Annotated in this window: 16 protein-coding genes and 5 pseudogenes; 8 read left to right on the plus strand and 13 right to left on the minus strand. The window is 46.2% G+C overall.

Annotated features, from left to right (window positions below; all coding sequences use genetic code 11):
* Window positions 1-113: 113 nt before the first annotated feature.
* A pseudogene (locus ACWWFX_RS22715) lies at window positions 114-323 on the minus strand (IS630 family transposase); the annotation flags it as partial.
* Window positions 324-469: 146 nt separating this feature from the next.
* On the opposite strand from ACWWFX_RS22715, the pseudogene ACWWFX_RS22720 reads away from it, so the two are divergent.
* Window positions 470-894 (plus strand): annotated as a pseudogene (locus ACWWFX_RS22720) (integrase core domain-containing protein); the annotation flags it as partial.
* Window positions 895-938: 44 nt separating this feature from the next.
* Here ACWWFX_RS22720 and ACWWFX_RS22725 read toward each other — a convergent pair.
* The 3 genes and pseudogenes from ACWWFX_RS22725 to ACWWFX_RS22735 all read right to left on the minus strand — a co-directional run.
* Window positions 939-1,226 (minus strand): annotated as a pseudogene (locus tag ACWWFX_RS22725) (IS3 family transposase); the annotation flags it as partial.
* Between the two features lie 184 nt (window positions 1,227-1,410).
* Complete coding sequence (locus ACWWFX_RS22730; RefSeq protein ID WP_008814940.1) at window positions 1,411-2,118, minus strand: PilZ domain-containing protein; 708 nt, start codon at window positions 2,116-2,118, stop codon at window positions 1,411-1,413.
* 50 nt (window positions 2,119-2,168) lie between these two features.
* Window positions 2,169-3,376, minus strand: a protein-coding gene (locus ACWWFX_RS22735; RefSeq protein ID WP_174850133.1) for an IS3 family transposase whose coding sequence is annotated in 2 segments (ribosomal slippage) — window positions 2,169-3,055 and window positions 3,055-3,376 — 1,209 coding nt in all. Because the reading frame shifts where the segments join, the coding sequence is not laid out codon by codon here.
* Window positions 3,377-3,900: 524 nt separating this feature from the next.
* Here ACWWFX_RS22735 and ACWWFX_RS22740 point away from each other — a divergent pair.
* Window positions 3,901-4,325, plus strand: a pseudogene (locus ACWWFX_RS22740) (integrase core domain-containing protein); the annotation flags it as partial.
* 268 nt (window positions 4,326-4,593) lie between these two features.
* On the opposite strand, the gene ACWWFX_RS22745 reads toward ACWWFX_RS22740, so the two are convergent.
* The 3 genes from ACWWFX_RS22745 to ACWWFX_RS22755 form a co-directional block, all read right to left on the minus strand.
* The gene (locus ACWWFX_RS22745; protein ID WP_020303466.1) at window positions 4,594-5,883 is read right to left on the minus strand and encodes an EAL domain-containing protein; all 1,290 of its coding nucleotides are present in this window, start codon (window positions 5,881-5,883) and stop codon (window positions 4,594-4,596) included.
* Between the two features lie 12 nt (window positions 5,884-5,895).
* Entirely contained in the window at window positions 5,896-6,462 is a 567-nt protein-coding gene (locus ACWWFX_RS22750) for a helix-turn-helix domain-containing protein (RefSeq protein WP_174851185.1), read from the minus strand.
* A 296-nt stretch (window positions 6,463-6,758) separates the two neighbouring features.
* Entirely contained in the window at window positions 6,759-10,040 is a 3,282-nt protein-coding gene (locus ACWWFX_RS22755; RefSeq protein ID WP_423061369.1) for an autotransporter outer membrane beta-barrel domain-containing protein, read from the minus strand.
* A gap of 313 nt (window positions 10,041-10,353) precedes the next feature.
* Here ACWWFX_RS22755 and ACWWFX_RS22760 point away from each other — a divergent pair.
* The 6 genes and pseudogenes from ACWWFX_RS22760 to ACWWFX_RS22785 all read left to right on the plus strand — a co-directional run bounded on the left by ACWWFX_RS22760 (window position 10,354) and on the right by ACWWFX_RS22785 (window position 16,011).
* Window positions 10,354-11,542, plus strand: a pseudogene (locus ACWWFX_RS22760) (IS4 family transposase).
* A gap of 242 nt (window positions 11,543-11,784) precedes the next feature.
* The gene (locus ACWWFX_RS22765) at window positions 11,785-12,657 is read left to right on the plus strand and encodes a GTPase family protein (protein WP_008814948.1); all 873 of its coding nucleotides are present in this window, start codon (window positions 11,785-11,787) and stop codon (window positions 12,655-12,657) included.
* Between the two features lie 84 nt (window positions 12,658-12,741).
* Window positions 12,742-13,563, plus strand: coding sequence for a DUF932 domain-containing protein (locus ACWWFX_RS22770; protein ID WP_008814949.1), 822 nt, complete (start codon window positions 12,742-12,744; stop codon window positions 13,561-13,563).
* 236 nt (window positions 13,564-13,799) lie between these two features.
* Window positions 13,800-14,513 (plus strand): helix-turn-helix transcriptional regulator, encoded by a 714-nt coding sequence (locus tag ACWWFX_RS22775; RefSeq protein ID WP_008814950.1) that lies wholly within the window; start codon window positions 13,800-13,802, stop codon window positions 14,511-14,513.
* Between the two features lie 162 nt (window positions 14,514-14,675).
* Window positions 14,676-15,137 (plus strand): hypothetical protein, encoded by a 462-nt coding sequence (locus ACWWFX_RS22780; RefSeq protein WP_008814951.1) that lies wholly within the window; start codon window positions 14,676-14,678, stop codon window positions 15,135-15,137.
* Between the two features lie 176 nt (window positions 15,138-15,313).
* A protein-coding gene (locus tag ACWWFX_RS22785; protein WP_423060848.1) for an IS1 family transposase occupies window positions 15,314-16,011 on the plus strand; the annotation gives its coding sequence in 2 pieces (ribosomal slippage) (window positions 15,314-15,563 and window positions 15,563-16,011; 699 coding nt in all).
* Here ACWWFX_RS22785 and ACWWFX_RS22790 read toward each other — a convergent pair.
* The 6 genes from ACWWFX_RS22790 to ACWWFX_RS22815 all read right to left on the minus strand — a co-directional run bounded on the left by ACWWFX_RS22790 (window position 15,946) and on the right by ACWWFX_RS22815 (window position 20,896).
* Window positions 15,946-17,670: a hypothetical protein gene (locus tag ACWWFX_RS22790; protein ID WP_181638479.1), complete on the minus strand. Its 1,725-nt coding sequence runs from the start codon at window positions 17,668-17,670 to the stop codon at window positions 15,946-15,948. The genes ACWWFX_RS22785 and ACWWFX_RS22790 overlap by 66 nt on opposite strands.
* 10 nt (window positions 17,671-17,680) lie before the next feature.
* Window positions 17,681-18,337, minus strand: a complete 657-nt coding sequence (locus ACWWFX_RS22795) for a DUF2345 domain-containing protein (protein ID WP_225622969.1) — start codon at window positions 18,335-18,337, stop codon at window positions 17,681-17,683.
* Between the two features lie 411 nt (window positions 18,338-18,748).
* A complete protein-coding gene (locus ACWWFX_RS22800) occupies window positions 18,749-19,351 on the minus strand; it encodes a DUF2913 family protein (protein WP_181638478.1) in 603 nt (200 codons plus the stop codon).
* Between the two features lie 91 nt (window positions 19,352-19,442).
* Entirely contained in the window at window positions 19,443-19,991 is a 549-nt protein-coding gene (locus ACWWFX_RS22805; RefSeq protein WP_181638477.1) for a YagK/YfjJ domain-containing protein, read from the minus strand.
* 78 nt (window positions 19,992-20,069) lie between these two features.
* The gene (locus tag ACWWFX_RS22810) at window positions 20,070-20,486 is read right to left on the minus strand and encodes a putative zinc ribbon protein (RefSeq protein WP_181638476.1); all 417 of its coding nucleotides are present in this window, start codon (window positions 20,484-20,486) and stop codon (window positions 20,070-20,072) included.
* Entirely contained in the window at window positions 20,474-20,896 is a 423-nt protein-coding gene (locus tag ACWWFX_RS22815) for a putative zinc ribbon protein (RefSeq protein WP_181638475.1), read from the minus strand. Before ACWWFX_RS22815 ends, ACWWFX_RS22810 begins: the two co-directional genes overlap by 13 nt.
* Window positions 20,897-21,074 lie beyond the last annotated feature (178 nt).

Consider the following 21,074-nt stretch of genomic DNA (forward strand, 5'->3'; position numbering starts at 1 on the left):
TGGCGAAGAAACGGTCTAAATAGGCTGATTCAAGGCATTTACGGGAGAAAAAATCGGCTCAAACATGAAGAAATGAAATGACTGAGTCAGCCGAGAAGAATTTCCCCGCTTATTCGCACCTTCCTTAACATCCTTATAAATAAATCTGAGTTTTTACTTGCCCCACTGACATAATCCACTCGTCCAGTTCCGGCATAAAGGATCCCGGCAAGGTAATGCTTTTCATTTTTTCCTGGTGTAGGAATAACTTTTTGCTCTCCCTTTTTCTGCCAGTTTGCGCCGATTTTGGGATTCAAATCGATATCGGTAATCCCCTCGAAAAATCGGTGTGTTCATAAGTATAATTTTCTACTAACTTGATTTAAAAAGGATTTCTATGACCCGAAGGGCAGCTAAGCTCAACGATCACGTTTTACTGACAGTCAGATCATCGCCATTCTTAAATAAGCTGAAGTCGGAACTCTTGTTCCAGGCTGTCCGTTTACCCAATGTGATTGATGACTTCAATCGTGAAGCCTTGCTATTGAGGTTGATTTTTCCCTGCCAGCTATCCTTGTCATAAGAACGCTGGAGCAGCTCATTAAATGGAAAGGAAAACCGGCTTCAATTCGTTGTGATAATAGTCTAGAGTATATAGGTAATACACTGATAACATGGGCTGAAAAGCAAGATATTCGACTCAATTTTATTCAGCCGGGCAAACCTTAGCAGAATGCCTATATTGAGCGTTATAACCGGACAATACGCTATGACTGGCTGGGACAGAGCCTGTTTTCATCATTGAATGAATTGCAGGACTATGCGACAAAATGGCAATGGTTCTATAATCACGAACGACCGAACATGGCACTGAATGGTTTTACACCGATGCAGCATATTCATTACATGAACTGATTCTACTTATCGCCTCCGCTAAAAATAGAGGAATTACCATTTCAGGCTTCGCGAAGTATGTCGCTGCCTTTTGGAGGATAGCCAGTTCCTCAGCTTGTTCCGCCAGCTGTCGCTTTAACCGGACATTTTTTGCGGCCACCTCACTTTCACGTTCTGAAGAGGTCATTTGTTGCTGTTGCTTACTACGCTAGGTATAGAGCTGCAATTCATAAAGACTGAGCTTGGCGGACAGCAGCGACGCCAATGCGTTCCGCAAGCTTTAGGGCTTCGTTGCGGTATTCAGACGTGTGCTGTTTGCGGGGCTTTTTATTTGTTGATGCTAGTTTTGTCATGAGTCACCTCTGGTTGAGAGTTTACTCACTTAATTGCGTATCCACTATTGCTGGGTAGGATCATGGAATATGCCGATCCAGAACTGGCGACTGGCAATGAGTCGTTTTATAATCGAGTTTAGTGACCGTCTGAGCCGTCACCTTTAATACAGTGACAGTTACACAAAATTACGGATAGGCTCAACTAATAGTATCTATTATGTCCCTTCCGGATATTATTGGTTAAGTCTAATATTACCTGATTTATGGTATTACGTTGATAGTCATTTTGAAAAAGAAACTCGCAAGATATTTTAGTTACGAAATTAATTATTTTATCGTCATGTATGATAGTGTTATATGAAATAGATGCTATCCTTAATGAGATATTCAAGCTTACCTTCTTTGGGAGGGAAATTACTGAATTTTTCAGGATACCTCCATCAACTAAAAATCGCATATTTGGTTGAAAACTTATTAGAGCGCATCCCCCCAATGATATATCAGAGATATCATATCTATAGCTCTCACCGTTTCTGAACTTACCATAGCAATAGAAATTGTCAATTTTTCTCAGGGTAAATCGCCGTTCTTTACGGCGTTGAGTAATAATCATTTTGATAGGTATGCTGGCTTCCATATATTCCCCTTGGGCACCATATCTTCCTATGCTCTTGGATAAAATGTTTATTTGACCTATATCACTATACAGTTTAAGTTCAATGACTTCATTTATTATAAAACTATCTTCGCAATAAAATGAGAAAGAGTCGACTCCAACACCAACGTTTGATATCCTTGCGACACCAACCTCCCCACCCTCAACTACCATTACCCCTGAAGTTTTTTTCTTCATCTCATCACGCAGAATAGCAATCTTTTCATATTTATCATTTATGTCTAATTGGTGCATAGTTAGTTTCCTTTGATCTTGACCCGCCATCTCCGGACAGCTTTTGTATCTTAAGTTAACGATGTCCGCTGCCGCCGATATTCCCTCGGGGAGTGATATCCCAGCGCGCTGTGCGGGTGGTTTTCATTGTAATGTGTGAACGCTGCTGCAAGGTTTCGCAGGGCTGTTCTCACATCTGGTTTTGGCATGAACGCGATATAGTCTTCCTTCATCGTCTTCACGAATCGTTCGGCCATGCCATTGCTCTGCGGGCTGCTCACCGCTGTTGTACACGGCTCCAGATTCAGCTCTCTGGCGAACCTCCGCGTTTCATGCGCGGTATATGCTGAACCGTTATCCGTCAGCCATTGAACCGGTGTGGTCGGCAGCCCGTCGCCGAAGCGCTTTTCCACCGACCTCAGCATCACATCCTGCACCGTCGAACTGTCGTAGCCTCCTGTGCTCGCTGCCCAGTCTATGGCTTCTCTGTCGCAGCAGTCCAGCGCGAACGTGACCCGCAGCTTCTCACCGTTGTCGCAGCCGAACTCGAAGCCATCTGAACACCAGCGCATATCGCTTTCTGCCACCGCGATTTTGCCCTTATGTTCACGCTTCGACCGCTCTGGTTTGTCATGCAGTAGCAGCAGATTATGCTCGCTCATAAGCCGGTAAAGCCGTTTGGCGTTCACGGGGGGCTGTCCCTCTGTACGACGTTGCGTACGCAGGATGCCCCACACACGGCGATAGCCGTAACTGGGCATATCGCTGATGATATCGAGGATCTCTGACAGTATTTCAGCGTCTGCTTCGTCATCACGCCGGTTACAGCGCCTGTCCTGCCAGTCGGCAGAACGGTTAATTCGCAGTGACAGCTGCGCACGCGACACGCCCATGGTGCGGCTGACCAGGGCTATTCCCCGTCCTTTGGCAACAAGGGCGCGTGCGCTATCCATTTTCGCGACTGAGCGTACTCCACGGCTTCTTTCAGGATCTCAACTTCCATCGTCTTCTTGCCCAGCAGGCGCTGAAGCTCCCGGACCTGCTTCAGAGCAGCAGTAAGCTCAGAAGCTGGAACAACTTCTTCTCCGGCCGCAACGGCGGTGAGGCTGCCTTCCTGATATTGCTTCTTCCACTTAAACAGCAGGCTGGGCTGGATGCCATGCAGGCGGGCGACATGGGAGACATTCATGCCCGGCTCCATCGTCTGCTGGATAATGGCGATCTTCTCCTGAGGAGTTTTACGTTTACGGACTTCTTGCCCTAACAGGATCCCGGTCATCTCAAAATTGGCGTTAGTGTTAGACATATATTCAAGCCTATCTCTTATCTGGAGATACAGCTACTGTCTGGTGTTTCAGGGGGCTACATCACATAGTTAGTTTCCTTACCCACAACAATATTAGAATTATTTTTAATTAGATCAAAATATAGTCTAAGAATCATACACTGCGTACTGTTTTTTTGTATTATTTATGATCTAAAAAACATATAAATATCTAATAATAGATTGATATTTATCATTTTTTTATACATTATTAATGACAACTAAGTATCTATTTTTCCCTTGCATCAGAGCATATGCTGAGTCTTATTTGTTCCCTATCCAATATCCGTATGAAGAGCTTTTTGACCCCCTCCCGGAAATCCCCTCGAAAAATCGGTATGTTCATAAGTATAATTTTCTACTAACTTGATTTAAAAAGGATTTCTATGACCCGAAGGGCAGCTAAGCTCAACGATCACGTTTTACTGACAGTCAGATCATCGCCATTCTTAAACAAGCTGAAGTCGGAACTCTTGTTCCAGGCTGTCCGTTTACCCAATGTGATTGATGACTTCAATCGTGAAGCCTTGCTATTGAGGTTGATTTTTCCCTGCCAGCTATCCTTGTCATAAGAACGCTGGAGCAGCTCATTAAATGGAAAGGAAAACCGGCTTCAATTCGTTGTGATAATAGTCTAGAGTATATAGGTAATACACTGATAACATGGGCTGAAAAGCAAGATATTCGACTCAATTTTATTCAGCCGGGCAAACCTTAGCAGAATGCCTATATTGAGCGTTATAACCGGACAATACGCTATGACTGGCTGGGACAGAGCCTGTTTTCATCATTGAATGAATTGCAGGACTATGCGACAAAATGGCAATGGTTCTATAATCACGAACGACCGAACATGGCACTGAATGGTTTTACACCGATGCAGCATATTCATTACATGAACTGATTCTACTTATCGCCTCCGCTAAAAATAGAGGAATTACCCTTCACAACCTGCGGGGGACAGTTTCAGATTGAACCTCACGATTCACTCTTACGGATAATCCGTGGCTACGTTGTCCCCGACAGTTTGTACCCTGAAATTGTTCTCAACACACAGTCGGGTAGGGAACTGCTGATAAGACAGCAGGTTTCTTCGCACGTCTTACTGCATACTGGCTGAAACAATCACAGGAACAGCCTCATGTCGCACTGAAAAATCGTGTACAGCGTCTTTAATTTCTTAAAATCACCTCAAGTTGGGATGATAAAAACTGATTATAAACATCCACGACATGGCATGGAGCCGTTTTCATCCATCCAGCCTGAACTTCTGGCCGACTGATTAAATATCCCTGAACACCATTAGCACGCGCAGGACCAATTGCTTGATTTAATTGTTCAGATGTTTCTATCCCCTCAACTACAACCAAACCTGCATAGTTCTTGCACAGACATACGAGGTTTGCTAGTTCAGAGCTCTCTACACCGGAGCAAGATATTGAAGAACGTTGCAATACGGAACGATCAATTTTAATGATATCAGCATGGGCTATCGCTATAAACTCCAGCGTAGTCATCCCTGTGCCAACATCGTCTAAAGCAATGCGAACTCCTGTCTTTTTAAGGAGTCCCAATAGTCTTATTGCGTCGCTAATTTTACTAATCTCTGCAGTTTCCGTAATCTCGAGGATCAGGCGGCTCGCTATATCTGGCATTTCTTCTAGCTGTTCTATCAGATGATGCCAAAACGCGTTATTATTTAGTGATACCGCAGAGATATTAGCCGCAATATGTTGATTAGGCTGATAGCGCAAGAGTTGAAGAATGGTACTGACTACACTATAGTCAAGGTGAGAAATGAGTTTCAGTCTTTCTAGTGCATTTATAGCATCTTCTGGAGCATATGTAGGTTCTGCAATATGACGTAATAGAGCTTCGCTATATATACATACAGTTTCCCCATTAATAAAATGAACAATCGGCTGGAATACAAGTATTAACGATCCGTTACGTAGCCCATTCAATAGATTAGCGGCGTGTTTCATATCGGAACGAAAACGTTGACACCAAGCAGTCAATATTCCTGGTACTAGTGCTGGTCGTCGCGTGGATTGCTCAGCAAGGAATGAACTACGATCCGTAAATCCGTATTGTGTACCATTGATCCGTAGAAATTTAACTTCAACGCGTAGATAAACTTGGCCTTGAATTGTATCAATGCACTCTGCACCGACAATAGCGAAAAGAAATTGTGCAAGTTTATCCTCCTGTCGATCGGTAGAGTAGTTTTCTACATGGGTAACTTCGGATAACACATTTGTTGGCAGCATAGATAGATCTATAGTAACAACCTCATCCTGCAACTCTATAGCAACAGCTGGCAATCCGCCGTCTATTAACCTTTGCCGTACCACTGATATACATTGCAGATGGGTCTCTGGTCCAAATGCTGCAGCGATATCACCAAGATTAGAAATCCATATAATAATAAAATCAGTTGACTGAAACCGATTATTAAACATTATTTACGTCCTTCATTGTAGGGGCTTTCCTATATTTTTGTAATTTTCAGTATTATTTAAAAAAAGGATAAGATGGTTTATTGAGCTAAATCCGAGCTTTTCCAATATATGATATTTATGTGCATAAACGGTTTTAGTCGAGCAATTAAAGTCTTTGGCTATCGTTATTATTTTTTTGCCTGAAATTAAAGATGAAAGAATACCACATTCTTTTGCAGTTAATTTTTTTATATTATGTGATCCCTTCATATTATTAAAAAAAATTTTTTGCCTCATTGAATTTAAAAGAATATGTTCCAAAGATTTTTTGAATTCATTTATCTCAGCAGAAAGAATAATTATTCTATTTCTTTCTCTACAATTTTCGTATTTCTTTATTAAAGGATGGTTAAGTATATCCCATGTCACTCTATCATTAATTATAAAGCAATCACACATTCCAAACAGTTGCTCGTCGAAGAGATCGACACCGTCACTAATACGAACTGGAACTTGCCCAATTAGTTCTTTTATCAAGAAAGATAAGCCAATCTTCAGATATGAATCCTGCGTCAAAATTAAAATCTGTAATGGAGACATTTTTACCTCAAAAATATGCGGTCTCAATGACAACCAATGTTAAAAATAACTCTCAGCGAAATTCTCAATAATGTGATAGACATCAATCTACGTCGAAAAATTGTACACACTATGTATAACGTGTAGTTTATTATAGTTTTTCCGGTTTACGATTGTGAAAATTTGCTTTTCTATGAACAATCAAATATTGCTGAATCCGCTCCTCCATCAGAAAGAATTTAATTATTCAGATGACAAAATTATATTCAAATTTTTTCAGAATGTGGCAAGGGATTCCTTTCCCTTACCATAGTTAATTAAAACTTAACGTTAATACCAATCATCCCTTGATATGAATTGAAATCCTTATTTCCTGTTACATAGGAAACATTAGCCCAAAGTCTGGTATTATCGCTAATTGTTGTTTCAACCCCTGCTTTCGTTTCGAACGAATTTTTACCACCTATAGCCGCTGCACGTTGTCCATCAAGATTTGGACTTTGTAAACGGTTTAAGTTCCTGTAGTTAAGCTCAACATACGGCTGAATGAAGGTCCCGCTTGTATGGGTCGTAGTACTGGCCCGTACACCCAGACGAGATTCAACCGCATCTTTGTTTCCTTTAATATTAGTACCTGTTTTTTCAGTGAAATCATTTGAGGTAACACCTAAATAGGTAACCTGGGCCTGTGGAGTCAGCCAGAAACTGGTTTTATCATTGCCAGCTACACGCCATGCATAACCAGATTCAAGAGAACCAGTAATGCCACGAAGCTTATAGTCCTCTTTAGATAACTGATCTCCCGAGACACTGGCATTAAAGTCATTCCAGCGTAACCAACTGTCGGTATACCATCCTGAATTATCAAGGGCATTCTCGAACCAAGTGAGATACATACCAACGCTATAGCCTGAAAGTTTCCCTTTCGATTGATAATCCGTCACTGAAGAGGTTGTCTTATTATTACTATTACCGTACCCAGCCATCAGACCCAAATGATATCGTTGTTGATTAGTATCCCAACGCGCAATATCGCCACCTAATTCAATAGTAGTGTCATAAATTCGAGTATCTAATTGACCAGAACTATTACTTTCTGTCCGTTTCCCAGTTGAGCGAATCCATAGCGACGAGGCTAATTCATCTTCAGCAGTGGTTTTCACTAATCCACTTTCACCAATACGATCATGCAACGTCATATTAAACATATGATTAGCACTCCAGGCATTCGCGGCATAGCTTGCACTCTCTGGCCGTAATACAGGGGTATGGCCGCCAGTTCCGCCCGTAGCACCGGTTTCACCTGTTGCCCCGGTTTCACCCGTAGCCCCGGTTTCACCCGTAGCCCCGGTTTCACCCGTAGCCCCGGTTTCACCCGTAGCCCCGGTTTCACCTGTTGCCCCGGTTTCACCCGTAGCCCCGGTTTCACCTGTTGCCCCGGTTTCACCTGTTGCCCCGGTTTCACCCGTAGCCCCGGTTTCACCTGTTGCCCCGGTTTCACCCGTAGCCCCGGTTTCACCTGTTGCCCCGGTTTCACCCGTAGCCCCGGTTTCACCCGTAGCCCCGGTTTCACCTGTTGCCCCGGTTTCACCTGTTGCCCCGGTTTCACCTTTCATTGCGAAGCTTTCCAGGTACCAAGCCCCATCATCGCTATGTTTATTCAGCAGGTACTCATAATTCCCTTTTACAACCCTGCGCTGCAGCAGAAACTCGCCATCTGATTGACCATTGACCTTTATAAGTTCAAGTGATTCCTGGCCTGTTGGCTTGTTCATGTTAAGGTTGTTAATCCATACATAATCATAACCACGGTCAATAGTATCACCAGTGATTGTGACAGTATCCGTATAAGATTTACCATCCCCTCCATTATTGGTACTTACTCCTTCTCCAGTAAGGTACGAGTCCATCAGCCATGTATTACCACCAGTAGTGAAATTCCCGTCGATGGTTAGATGGTCCCCAGCTACCCCATTGGCCATATCTATTTCAGAGTTCTTCGCCAGCACATTACCCTTGAGAGTAAATGAGGAAATACTATTATTTCCCGTCGAATTCCCATTGTTAACGTCATGTGCGATCAGGGACGAATTGTTAAGATTCAAGGTAGTGAAACTAGCGGTAGTACTACTGGCATTTTTTTCTAATTGCCAAGTCGCATCGTCTGCAATATTAACATCCAATTTTGATGCATTAGATGTATTGATCAGACCTTGCATTCTCCCTTGAGAAAAATTGAAAAGAACGTTACTTGCGCTGGAGGCTGAACCAGCCACATCCAGAATATAGGCATCCTTTCCGTTATTAGAAATGAGATTGCTATCTTCCCCTCTCACACTCAACTGGTATAAATTCTGCCCACCGGCAACATTAATAAGATCGGAACCATTGTTACCTGTCTTATTCACGATGAGATTGTTAAAATTAGTGATTGTTTTAGCTGTAGCCTGACTGGCATTACCGCTAATAGTTATAGCCTCTTTGCCTGATTTTATTTCAGTACGGGATGTATTTTCATTAGCATCTAATAAAGCACCCTGCCAGATGATATCAATACTGGCATCATTAGGTGCTTCGGTTGTATCCAGGAACATTTTACCGCTGGAGTATAACTGCCCCTCTCCGGTACCTATCGCAGCACTTTTACCTAACCGTATGGCATTAGCGCGAGATGAGCTACTAACTATCTTTATATTACTGTCATGGAGGTGTACCTGAGGGGTGACGTTATTAATTTCCGAACCTGATATGTAAATCCCAATAGCATCATTCTCGCCATTCTTAATATTGAGATTAAGTGTATCGGATACACTCACATATCCTGCGGCACCGTTCCCCGAGTTACGAGATGCGCCTTGAATAGCCCTGATACCAACGACCAATGGATACGAACTAGCTAAAAACCCCGTATTGTTCGTAGAGGCCATATTGATATCTAAGTTATCAAATAGCGCACGTGAATACATTCCATTGAAGTTCTCTTGTTCACCCGCATTTACGCTTGATCCGGCTACCACTCCGTAATGTTCAAATCTCTCTCTATATGATGTCCCGTTTGGTAAAGACAGCATCGTTAGGTTCATTGTTCCTATTTTTACAGTAGCCCCATGTGATGAACCAACCCCTACCTTCGCTATATTATCACCTTCCGGTTTAGCGGCATTAGTATCAAGATTAGCTATAGTAAGATCTATTGTCTTATTTGAAGCATCAAAAGTAGAAACATAGGCTGGGCTAGTACCACCAACTGCAATCCCCGCACTGCCTTTTATCGTAAAACTTAAGTCATTTAAAATAGTGATGTTTCGGTTGACTCCCTGACTATATTGCAGGATACCGGTATTCCAAATACTAGTATTGCCTATTTCACTGCCTATAGATTCAACGCTACATCCCGCAGTATTGATCGAATTATTTACAGTGATCGTGCCGTTAGCATTCGTGCTACACTCGGCTGAAATTGCATTTTGAGATAAGAGTAAAGCACCAATAATCAATGAACTACGCAATGAGCCTAATTTTGTCTTGCGACCCAGTTCTGAGCAAACAACCCATTCTCCATGGGCCACATTCCAGACTAATTTGTATATTTTGTTCATTTATTTTTCCGAAAATAGGTTGTGACATCCATTAACATTTTTACATCATATGCAATGGTTTACTATCTCATTAAGATAGGAATTACCTATTAATATTATTTAATTATTTATTTTATTATGTTTGTAAAATCATGATGACTGTGATTTTGTAGACTTCCCTATTTTTAGTGCCCCCCATTGAGGATCTCCAGTAAGTTTTTGTCTTGTATAGATAACAGGGGGGATATCCCCTGACAAATCCACAGAAAAGGAGACATGCATAGTATGTTGCGATCTAATTGATTGTAATAACAATTTCAAGGAAATCACCACTATGTCTGCGCGTTCATTATGCCGAAATTTTTTTAAAAATATACTGGAGCCTCTGCATCTTTATCGTCAAAAAGCACTGATTGAGGCAACCAGTGCTGTAATAAATGGTGCATCTCTTACGCTTACCAGTATTGGACGTCATTTAACCGGAACGGCATCGGTTAAAAACAAAATAAAGCGTGTAGATAGACTGCTGGGGAATACTCATTTATAAAATGAGATTTCCATAATTTTTCAGCGTGTTACGCAGAAAATCACGCAGGGAATGTCCCGTGCTGTGATACTCATTGACTGGAGCGCTTATCATGCCTCGCGTTTCCAACTCCTGCAGGCGAGCCTGGCATGTGATGGTCGCTCTTTACCATTGATGAGTTATGTCGTTCCGTCATCGCAGACGGCGAATCCTGAGGTGCATGAATATTTTCTTGAGTCGCTTGCTGAGTGCTTTACACCCGAAACTCATGTCATTGTTATTACCGATGCCGGTTTTCAGGGGTGGTGGTTTCAACAGGTCAGTTCTCGTGGCTGGACTTATATTTGTCGGGTGCTGGGTAATCACTATTACAATGTTGGTGATGGATGGGAAAAGGTAATTAATTCAGGCATAAAGACATCAACAACAGCAACTTATCTGGGTGAAGGTCTGCTGGGGCGAAGTAAAAAAGCACAACATGAAGGCCATTTTTATCTTTATAAAAGTAAGCCTAAAGGCCGTAAATTCAAACGTTCAAAGGAAAGAGCGCCCAGGCCATCGGTGACAACTAAAGCCCATACAGTGGGAAAATCACCCTGGTTTATTTTTACAAATAGCACAGAATTTTCCCCTAAACAGGTGATGAAGTTATACAGCCGCAGAATGCAAATCGAGCAAAATTTTCAGGATGAAAAAATCCTCACTGAGGATTCGGGTTAAGGCTTAGAGCTAACCATTCAGTTGAGCGGGTCGCGGTGTTTAGCCTGATCGCGGCTTTAGTCAGTATTATTATGTGGTTAAGTGGTTTCAGCCTTGAAAAAGGAAGGATACATCATAAATATCAGACAAATATAGTGAAATACAGGCGAGTTATTTCGCTATTAAAGTTGGCGAGAATATATTTAGGTATGCTCCGCTAATATTGAAAACCCTATTGCTAGGCTCAGGTTTGAAGAAATTACGGCAACGATATACCGATATGATATTGGTTTACTGAATTTTATGAGGATCCTTCAGGATATCCCCCTGTTATCTATGCAAGATAAAAACTGACTTTCACTGGCGGTAGTACTAAAAATAGGAGTCACCATAACTGAACGTGAATATGACAAGAATGAACCGTAGAGTGTAAGATTTTTTCCTTTATTTTAAAAAAATTCAGATATATTTCATTTGCATGATGTTCTTCAAAGACTGACTTTCTAGTTAGTCTTTTTCATGTTCAGAGGAAATAGAATCATGCATGAATTACCTATTCCGGCAGCGATAGAGCGTGCGCTATCCGGTCTGCCTCCTGCTATTCGTAACCGTATTCTTGAACGCCTGCAGAGTCTCACTGATTACGAACCCGTAATCGGTATCGCCGGAAAATCCGGGGCCGGGAAGTCGTCCCTGTGTAATGCCTTGTTCAGTGGCGAGGTCTCACCGGTCAGTGATGTTCTGGCCTGTACACGTGATGCTTTACGCTTTCGGCTTAAAGCAGATAAGCACAGTCTGATGATAATCGATTTACCCGGTGCGGGGGAAAGCGAGGTCAGAGACCGTCAGTATGCGGAACTCTATCAGTCTCTGCTGCCGGAGATGGATTTGGTTCTGTGGGTTATCAAGGCTGACGACCGGGCATTGTCGGTTGATGAGAAATTCTATCGGGAGGTGATTGGCCCGTACCGGGACAAAGTCTTGTTTGTGGTCAGTCAGGTAGACCGGTTTGAACCGCTCCCGCAGGGAGCATCTGCATTCGATAGTCCTTCGGTACCGCAGAGGCATAATCTGAGCCTGAAGCTGGAGGATATCCGCCAGCGCTTTGCGCCCATCCATCCGCTTTGTGCCGTCTCAGCGCGAACCCGCTGGGGAATTGCCGCGATGGTCTCGGTGATGATGGCGTGCCTGCCGGATAAAGCCACCAGCCCTGTGACCTCCCGGCTGCATAAGTCGTTACGTACGGAAAATATCAGAGGGCAGGCCCGGGAGCGATTTGGACGAACTGTGGGCGATATGCTTGATACCGTTGCCCGCTCATCTGCGGTATCCGCTCCCACCCGAAATGTCATCCAGGCGATACGGGATATTGTCGTCCGTGTTGCCCGCTCTCTGTGGGATTTTTTCTTCTGAAGATGTAACGCTCCTCTCTTCAGGCCCCGTCGCTGAATGCGACGGGGCCTGATTTTATTTATTTTCAAAATAAAGGAACTGAATATGACCCGTCTGGCTTCGCGCTTTGGCGCAGCAAACCTTATCCGTCGTGACCGCCCCTTAACCCATGAGGAGTTATTTCGCGTGGTGCCCAGTGTCTTCTGTGAGGATAAACATCAGTCCCGGAGTGAACGTTATACCTACATTCCAACCATATCGCTGCTCGACAGTCTGCAGAAGGAAGGTTTTCAGCCGTTCTTTGCCTGTCAGACCCGGGTACGAGACCCCGGGCGTCGTGAGCATACCAAGCATATGTTACGCCTGCGTCGGGCGGGGCAAATTACCGGGAAACAGGTCCCTGAAATCATTCTGCTCAACTCCCATGACGGCTCCAGCTCCTATCAGATGCTGCCGGGATTATTCCGGGCGGTGTGCCAGAACGGGCTTGTCTGTGGTGAAACCTTTGGTGAGGTACGGGTACCGCATAAGGGAGATGTGGTGAGTCAGGTGATTGAAGGGGCCTATGAGGTGCTGGGGATTTTTGACCGCGTTGAGGAGAAACGGGATGCCATGCAATCCCTGATGTTGCCCCCACCGGCACAGCAGGCGCTGGCTCAGGCTGCACTGACCTATCGTTTCGGTGAGGACCACCAGCCTGTGACGGCATCTCAGGTACTTGCGCCCCGGCGCTGGCAGGACGAGAGCAATGATTTGTGGACCACGTATCAGCGTATTCAGGAGAACCTGATTAAAGGCGGGCTGTCCGGGCGTAATATCACGGGGAAACGTACTCATACTCGGGCTGTGCGTGGTATTGATGGCGATGTGAAACTTAACCGGGCGCTCTGGGTGATAGCGGAAACGCTGATGGAGCAGATTGCATAAAAGCCGAAAATATCTTTTCTCGAAACTTGTTAATGGATTGTTTACGGGGGACATAACCTGTCCACATACGCTTATCTTCGCTGATGCTAAATCCAGCTAATACCTCCTTAAGGCACACCATCTCTCACTTCCGCAAAAAGAAAAAATAGTTTTCATGATGTCCATACCCTGTCCGGCACCTTCTTTAAAGTAATCACTTAAATTTTCAGTCAGTTAATCTGAATGGAGTCCCTCCCATGACACAGGCAGAACGTCGCCATGACCGGCTGGCTGTCAGGCTGTCACTTATCATCTGTCGTCTTGTCACCGGTGAAACTCTGAGCGTCACCAAACTTGCTGCTGAGTTTGGCGTGTCCGTTCGTACCTTAAGGCGGGATTTTCATGAACGTCTGATGTACCTCGACCTGGAGTATCACCAGGGACATTGTCGTTTGCGCTCAGGAAATAGCGGGGCCCAGGGGGAATTTGATGTACTGACCTTTGCTCACCGTACGGGGCTGGCTGATGCTTTCCCCGGTTTCGACAGAAGGCTGGCCGGTGCTCTGCTGAATGCCGATGACATGCCCTGCCTGGTATGGCAGCCAGCAAATGCAATTCCTCCCTCAGGCTCACTCACTTTTTATCGTCTGGTCAGTGCTATCTCAACCCGTCAGCGAGTCATATTGCTGGCAGAGGGGATGCGTTGCGAAGGGCTGGCTCCATACCGGCTTATTTCACTGTATGGTCACTGGTATCTGGTGGGTGAGTTACAGGGCCGTATTGCGGTTTACCCGCTAGAAAATATCCATACCGTGACAGTCCTGAGAGCCACCTTTATTCCACACAAGGATTTCAGCCTGCTTTCAACCCGGCCTGACTTTATCCAGGCACTGCCGCATTTCGATTCCGTCCGTGATGCGCTATCCCTCACATGTCATGCCGATACCAGCAGCCATCATTGTGCTGAGTAGACTGCGACCATAAGGAGAGATTGTTGTTTTTACGAAACACTACCGTCAGCAGGCTATCTACAGTATCTGCTGACTCAGGTGTTTGCTCTTAAACAGTTTTTTCTGTCAGGTAAAGTCGCTGACAGGAAGAAATACAACTTTTACTTATCTGAGAATATAACCATGAAAAAAATGATTGCTGTTCTTGCTCTGAGTTCAGGACTGGGGTTTAGCCTTCCTTCCCTCGCCCGTAGTGATATACCGCCTGATACTATCTGGTCATTCAAAGATCCTAAGGGACGCGTGCTATGGGATGTCTGTGGCGGAAAAAACAGTACCTGTTCTATTGTTCTTGCAGCCACTAACCGGGTTGCGATTGTGAACCGTAAATCCACCAACGGTTGTGCATTAGGGGATTTTTATGTTGTGGCTAAACCAGAAAAAGGCTGGAATCAGTACGATACGGGAACCTGCAGTAGCAACGCCTATTTCAGCAAAGGAACCATGAATAACGGCCAGTATCGCACCATTGATGTTCGCCTTAACGGCGAGCTCGTCAAGCGTTTCCCGATCGAGTACTGGTCGCTGTCTAAATCGTTTTCTAATGGCAATCGTCCAAAATGGACAAAAGATAAGACAAACTAGAAGGTCCGTCTGACCGGATAAATATTTCGACATTTATCATCAGACGGCGTGAGAATACCTGTTCAGCGATATCATATTTATTCAGTCTGTACAGACTGAATATCGTTTCGGCAAAAATACCGGTGATGCTGCCAACTTACTGATTTAGTGTATGATGGTGTTTTTGAGGTGCTCCCGTGGCTTCCATCTCCATCAGTTGTCCCTCCTGCTCAGCTACTGAAGGCGTGGTGCGTAACGGTAAAAGTACTGCCGGACATCAGCGCTATCTCTGCTCTCACTGCCGTAAAACATGGCAACTGCAGTTCACTTACACCGCTTCTCAACCCGGTACACACCAGAAAATCATTGATATGGCCATGAATGGTGTTGGATGCCGGGCAACCGCCCGCATTATGGGCGTTGGCCTCAACACGATTTTACGTCACTTAAAAAACTCAGGCCGCAGTCGGTAACCTCGCGCATACAGCCGGGCAGTGATGTGATTGTCTGCGCTGAAATGGACGAACAGTGGGGCTACGTCGGTGCTAAATCACGTCAGCGCTGGCTGTTTTACGCGTATGACAGGATACGGAGGACGGTTGTGGCGCACGTCTTCGGTGAACGCACTCTGGCCACACTGGAGCGTCTTCTGAGCCTGCTGTCGGCCTTTGAGGTCGTGGTATGGATGACGGATGGCTGGCCGCTGTATGAGTCACGCCTGAAGGAAAAGCTGCACGTTATCAGCAAGCGTTACACGCAGCGTATTGAACGGCATAACCTGAATCTGAGGCAGCATCTTGCCCGGCTGAGCAGGAAATCGCTGTCGTTCTCAAAATCGGTGGAGTTGCATGACAAAGTCATCGGGCATTATCTGAACATAAAACACTATCAGTAAATTGGAGTCATTACCGGCATCCTGCATCCACACCATCTTATCAAGATAACCTTCACAGTATTCTCTCCATTCCGGTGCATCACTCGTCAGCTTGTTCAAAAACGACTGCCAGACAGACGTTTCCTTCTTGTGATACCACTCACTAGGGTGTTTCACTATCATCTTATTTTTTACATCGCGATAAGATGGGTTATGGATAGCGCTCAGATATTCCTGTGATGGATATGGGCTGACGCTACTGTCGATCCGATTCAAAAGCCGTTGATAATTGTACGGGACAGTACGATGAGTTAACCGCGTGTCAGCGCTTGATGCATCCAGCAGTCGATTAAGAATACTGCGAACCACCCCTTTGGGCGATGTTGTACCATCAAGGTGATCAAAGCTCGGTGCCTCGTCCACAGTGGTTGTGAATCCGAGTTTACCGAGATCGTACTGAGATAGGGTTTCAACCGACGTGTTACTTTTCGGCACATAGCCGTTCGCATAGGGCAAAAACCAGTATTCCAGCCCCTGTGCATCTTTTTCTGTTTTCACCTGACCCAGTTTAAGGACCGCCTCGCCCTGTGAAGTTCTCCCACTGCTGACCATGGCTTTTGTCTTCAGATCTTTCGAGAACAACGGCAGGCCGGACGGGCATTTCAGGTAAAGCGGCGTGCTCTCCCCCACCTTCTCAGGATTTTTCAGGAAAGCGGGTAACGTGTCATCAGCACTCAGGCATTCGATGTGGACCTGATAGCGGACATCATACCCACCCTCTTTCGGGATCTGGAAATAACCCAGGTGGCCGATACTATCACCGGCACTGATCGGGTACGGCGTGGGGCAAACAACAGTGTCAAACTGCATCGGCTCTGCATAAGGTGGTAACAGATGCGACCACCACGACGGACGCGTAGCCGCACCGGATGACGGGACAAGATTATCTCTGTCAGTCAGGATCCAGTATTGTTGCCCTTCTACCAGACTGGTCTTCGTGCCTTTTGCCTTCGCTTTATCGGATAGCCCTTTGAACGTGACCAGGCCATAACGGCGTGCCTTAGGCCCTGTAGCACTACAGCTTGCTTTTGTCGCATCCCATTCAATCAGTGCACCTTTCGGGATTGTGGCTACACGCCAGGTGTTTCTGTTCTCAGCACTGGCATCAGGCGTCCATTCACGGCGAAATACAGGCAGCTTATCATTCACAATCCAGTGGGTTTCGTTTTCACTGGAAGCATAAGCGGAGTAGGGTGCCAGGTGCATATACAGCGTATAAAAATGCAGGCCGTTCTCTTTTTTCTCGCCCGGCTGAATGTAGTGCCGCACCAGAACAAAAGAGCCTGAGACACTGAGAGGGCCCGTTTCCCAGGGAACCGTCAGGTAATCGCGACAAATCCGGTACGCCACCACTTCCCCGTCGGTCATACAGCGAACACTCTGTTCACCTTTGAACGGAACAGGGAAATCCAGCAGCTCGGAAGCGGTTTTACCGCTCAGCGCACACCACGGGATAGTGGCATTCGTGATATGAATACCCCCATGCCACATTCCGTTGCTTCCCACCATGTACCAGCCCGTCGCTTCACCTTCCAGGTGCGACATCAGGTCTTCCTGGTTAGCAAAGTCATTGCCACGATTAGATGGCACCGGCCAGCTGATTTTAGGTAATACTGACATGTCTGTTCCCTCAGTTGCTCAGTGATTTGCTGATGACGCGTTTAACTTCGGCTATCTCAGTGCTGTTGAAATCCGGTGCAGAAAAGGGCATATCGCCGCCACTTCCTGGCACCAGGTATTCCCCCACCTTCATGGTCAGATCACCTTTCGAGCCGTGCTCAATCCCGCTGTCGCTGAGTTTCAGATAAGAGCCGCCGCCATTCACCGTCAGGGATTTAGGCGTACTGATAACAATTTCATCGTCAGTACTGGTGATGGTCAGTTCTTTTTGCGCACTCATGTCCAGTGTGTTGTGCCGGGAATGCATTTCCACGTCGCCGAGGTTAGCTATCATTCGCACACCCGCTTTGTGTGCAAACAGCCCCAGTTCATTCTCAGCACTCAGGGAGATGTTTTTCATTGCCCCTATGTCGATGTGCTTCCCGGCCGTCAGCATCGTATTCTGAGTACTGGTGATCTGCAGGTGCTCCCCTGACGTGAAAGCAATCCCCTGCGGAGCAGACGCCAGCAGGACAGCAGCCTGCAAATCAGCAATGCTCTGCATCAGCAAGTTGTTTTGTGCCTGAATATCACTGACCAGCGCTTTCGCGGCTTCGGCTGCATTGTTCAGTGCCTGCATTTCACGGTTGGCCTGTTTGATGCGGTTATCGCTGTGTATAGTTTTCACACTACATTTCTTTACACGCGATAATAGAATAATGATCGACACAAGATCAAATATACCGATCTTTAATCCGCAATTGGAAAATTCTTAAGAATTTTCCTCTAAATGTTAATAGTGAATAGTACTGGCATACCAGTAAAATGAACTACCGGTAATACCATGAGCGAACATTTATGTCGCAACCGTTAAAATAAACAGGCAATTGTTAATAAAATGATCCTTAATTGATATAAATCAATATAAAGAGAGTGAAAATGCCCATGCGTTTTTCAAAGACAGGGTTTTAGATCAGAAAGAGATAAAAGGGCTGCAAGTCATAGCCAGGCTTTAAGCGGGAAACACAGCAATAGCTATAAGGGAAGCGTCAGGAAGACAATCGGTTTTATGCCCCGGCAGTGTACGTTTAATTTAGTTTCAGGGATGCAAGGTGATCCGGCCAGGCGTCAGCATAACGACAGGGAGTGCATGGGCCTGGAAAACCGCCATACAGGCTGACAAGTCACCCACCACAATAAATTCAATCGGCGCAATCAGCTTGCCCCCATCAGAAAATCCATGGGTCAGAGCTGACTTTCTGACCAGCAGTGCATCAGTATCACTGTATTCTTCGGCCAGACCTTCACTGTCCCAGCCTCTGCCACTCACCATCGCATTGACCCAGCCCTGAGATTTAAGTTGTTCAATTGCGTAAGTCAGTCGATACAGATCCGATTGAGCGGAAACAGAACCTGTGCAGGAACGCCACAGATATTCAAGGCGATTAAGCAAACTGGCAGCCAGGCCGTTGTTTCGCCCCAGCATCAGTAATCCTTCAATATCGGATGCAATGGTTCGTGGAAACCGTTTTTGCTTATACGCCATCGTTAACCAGCGTAGCAAAAATGTATGCGTGCTGAGTGGCGACAATGCCTTGCCATCCTGCTGCGCGGTACGTAATGCGACAAGGGCGCACCAGGCAAAATGTGCAAGTTCAGCGACGGTTTGTTCCGGAGGTAGGGTATCGTGGGTTCTTTTCATCAGGGAATTATATCGGTGCTGAGGGTACCGGAAAAGACCAAAAAGTGATCGTGTGGGGTCAGACGGAACATCATCACGGTAACCAATACGCTCATGGGCAAATAACACCCGTTCTGGCCGTAATCACGGGAGGTACCATGTTATCCATTCCGGCCTTCAACCGGCCAAACGGCACGGAAAAAGCGTTCTTATCTGAACGACTGATGATGAAAGATGACATGCTGGTAACGTTATTATCAGTGTGTATCACCGCACACCATGCCTCTCTGAGTATCCTGCTCATGTCCTGCTGTACGACCCCATCGCGCAAGGCCCCCAGCGTATCAAGATTCATCAGCAGCAGTATTTTGCGCTCTGGTGCACTGGCAGACTCCCACATCCATCGCAGGATCGTTGGCGGTGAACTCTGGCGCGCCTGCTGACGCTGGCGCGAATATTCGCCGGTGCGCTGCCAGACTTCAGTATGAAAACGCAGAATCAATGACCGGTATTCGCTCATGGTTTCTCGATACGGCAATTTCAGCGTAAAGCTGAATGCCGCCAGTCGCGGGTAATGGTCAACGGCCTGTTGCAGAAATGCACGCGTACTGACGGCATCCGCGCTTACAGCATCAGAAGCCCGTGTGTAAGAATGATTCACAATGCAGACTCTCTTTGGGTTAAATCAGGGAAGACCCCGCCAGTGCGGCGGTATCTGGTTCATAAAGGCGAGGGAGGACTATCCGGTGCTGCAGCAGTAGTTTCTCTGCCAGTTCGCTTCTTCGATGCTGTAGATACCGGTCTGGCATCGGTAACAGTGCTTCATACCCTGATAATGGTCGCCGCACCACACACAGTACCAGGACAGCGTCATTACCGTTGCATCCAGTCCGTTGAGCATATTGCGCAGCTTCCTGTGCCGGGCCTCAGCTTTCACTTCCGGGTCAAGATGGGCACAGTTCATCAGCACATCCCGGGCCACAGTCTGCGTATCGTGTTCAAACCACGCCGGGTCGCTGAAAGCACCGGCATGCAGCACCAGACGACATCCACAGGAAGCACAACTCCATACCTGCCCCGGTGCGCTCATGGCTTCACCGGCCGTCACAAAGTGACCTTCACGGTCATTTGCCAGGTAACATTTCAGTACGCGCATGCCGTTACCTCTGCAGTCCGGATTTCAGCATCAGAGAGCGTCCTGCTGAACTCACCGGTTCGGCAAGTCAGGCAATAGCGCTCACCGTGATAATTGCTGTCGCAACCACTGCAGTGCCAGTCGGCGCGGTAAACCAGCGGACGGGCATCCGGTACATACCATTGCAGCTGCCGGATATGGCGGGTCCCTTTCGCTTCCAGGTTGACATACGGACAATGCTGTCGCCCGTTATCTGTCAGCATGTCCGACCGGTGTTCAAAGTAAGGTCGCTCAGTGTCGTATTCAGGATGATATTGCAGCGCACTGCCGCACAGGTGGCAGGTGTAGCGGTCATACGGATACCTTTGTGCGGTTCTGGCTCCGGTGGGACGACCATTACCGTCAAGGGCTATGAAAGATTTGGCGTACATCGTGGTGCTCCTTACCGCCAGACTACACGCAGGCGTAAGCCGTCCCGTTATGGGCAGCATGGCAGTGTGAATGGCGGGTCAGTTATGCTTTAGCGGAAGATGATTCGTGGTATTCAGTCTCTGCAGACCACCGGGGTTACGGTTGTGCAGGCACTACAGAGGTGCGAAAACAAACGGG

The sequence above is a fragment of the Pseudocitrobacter sp. 2023LY-00077 genome, assembly GCF_055796175.1.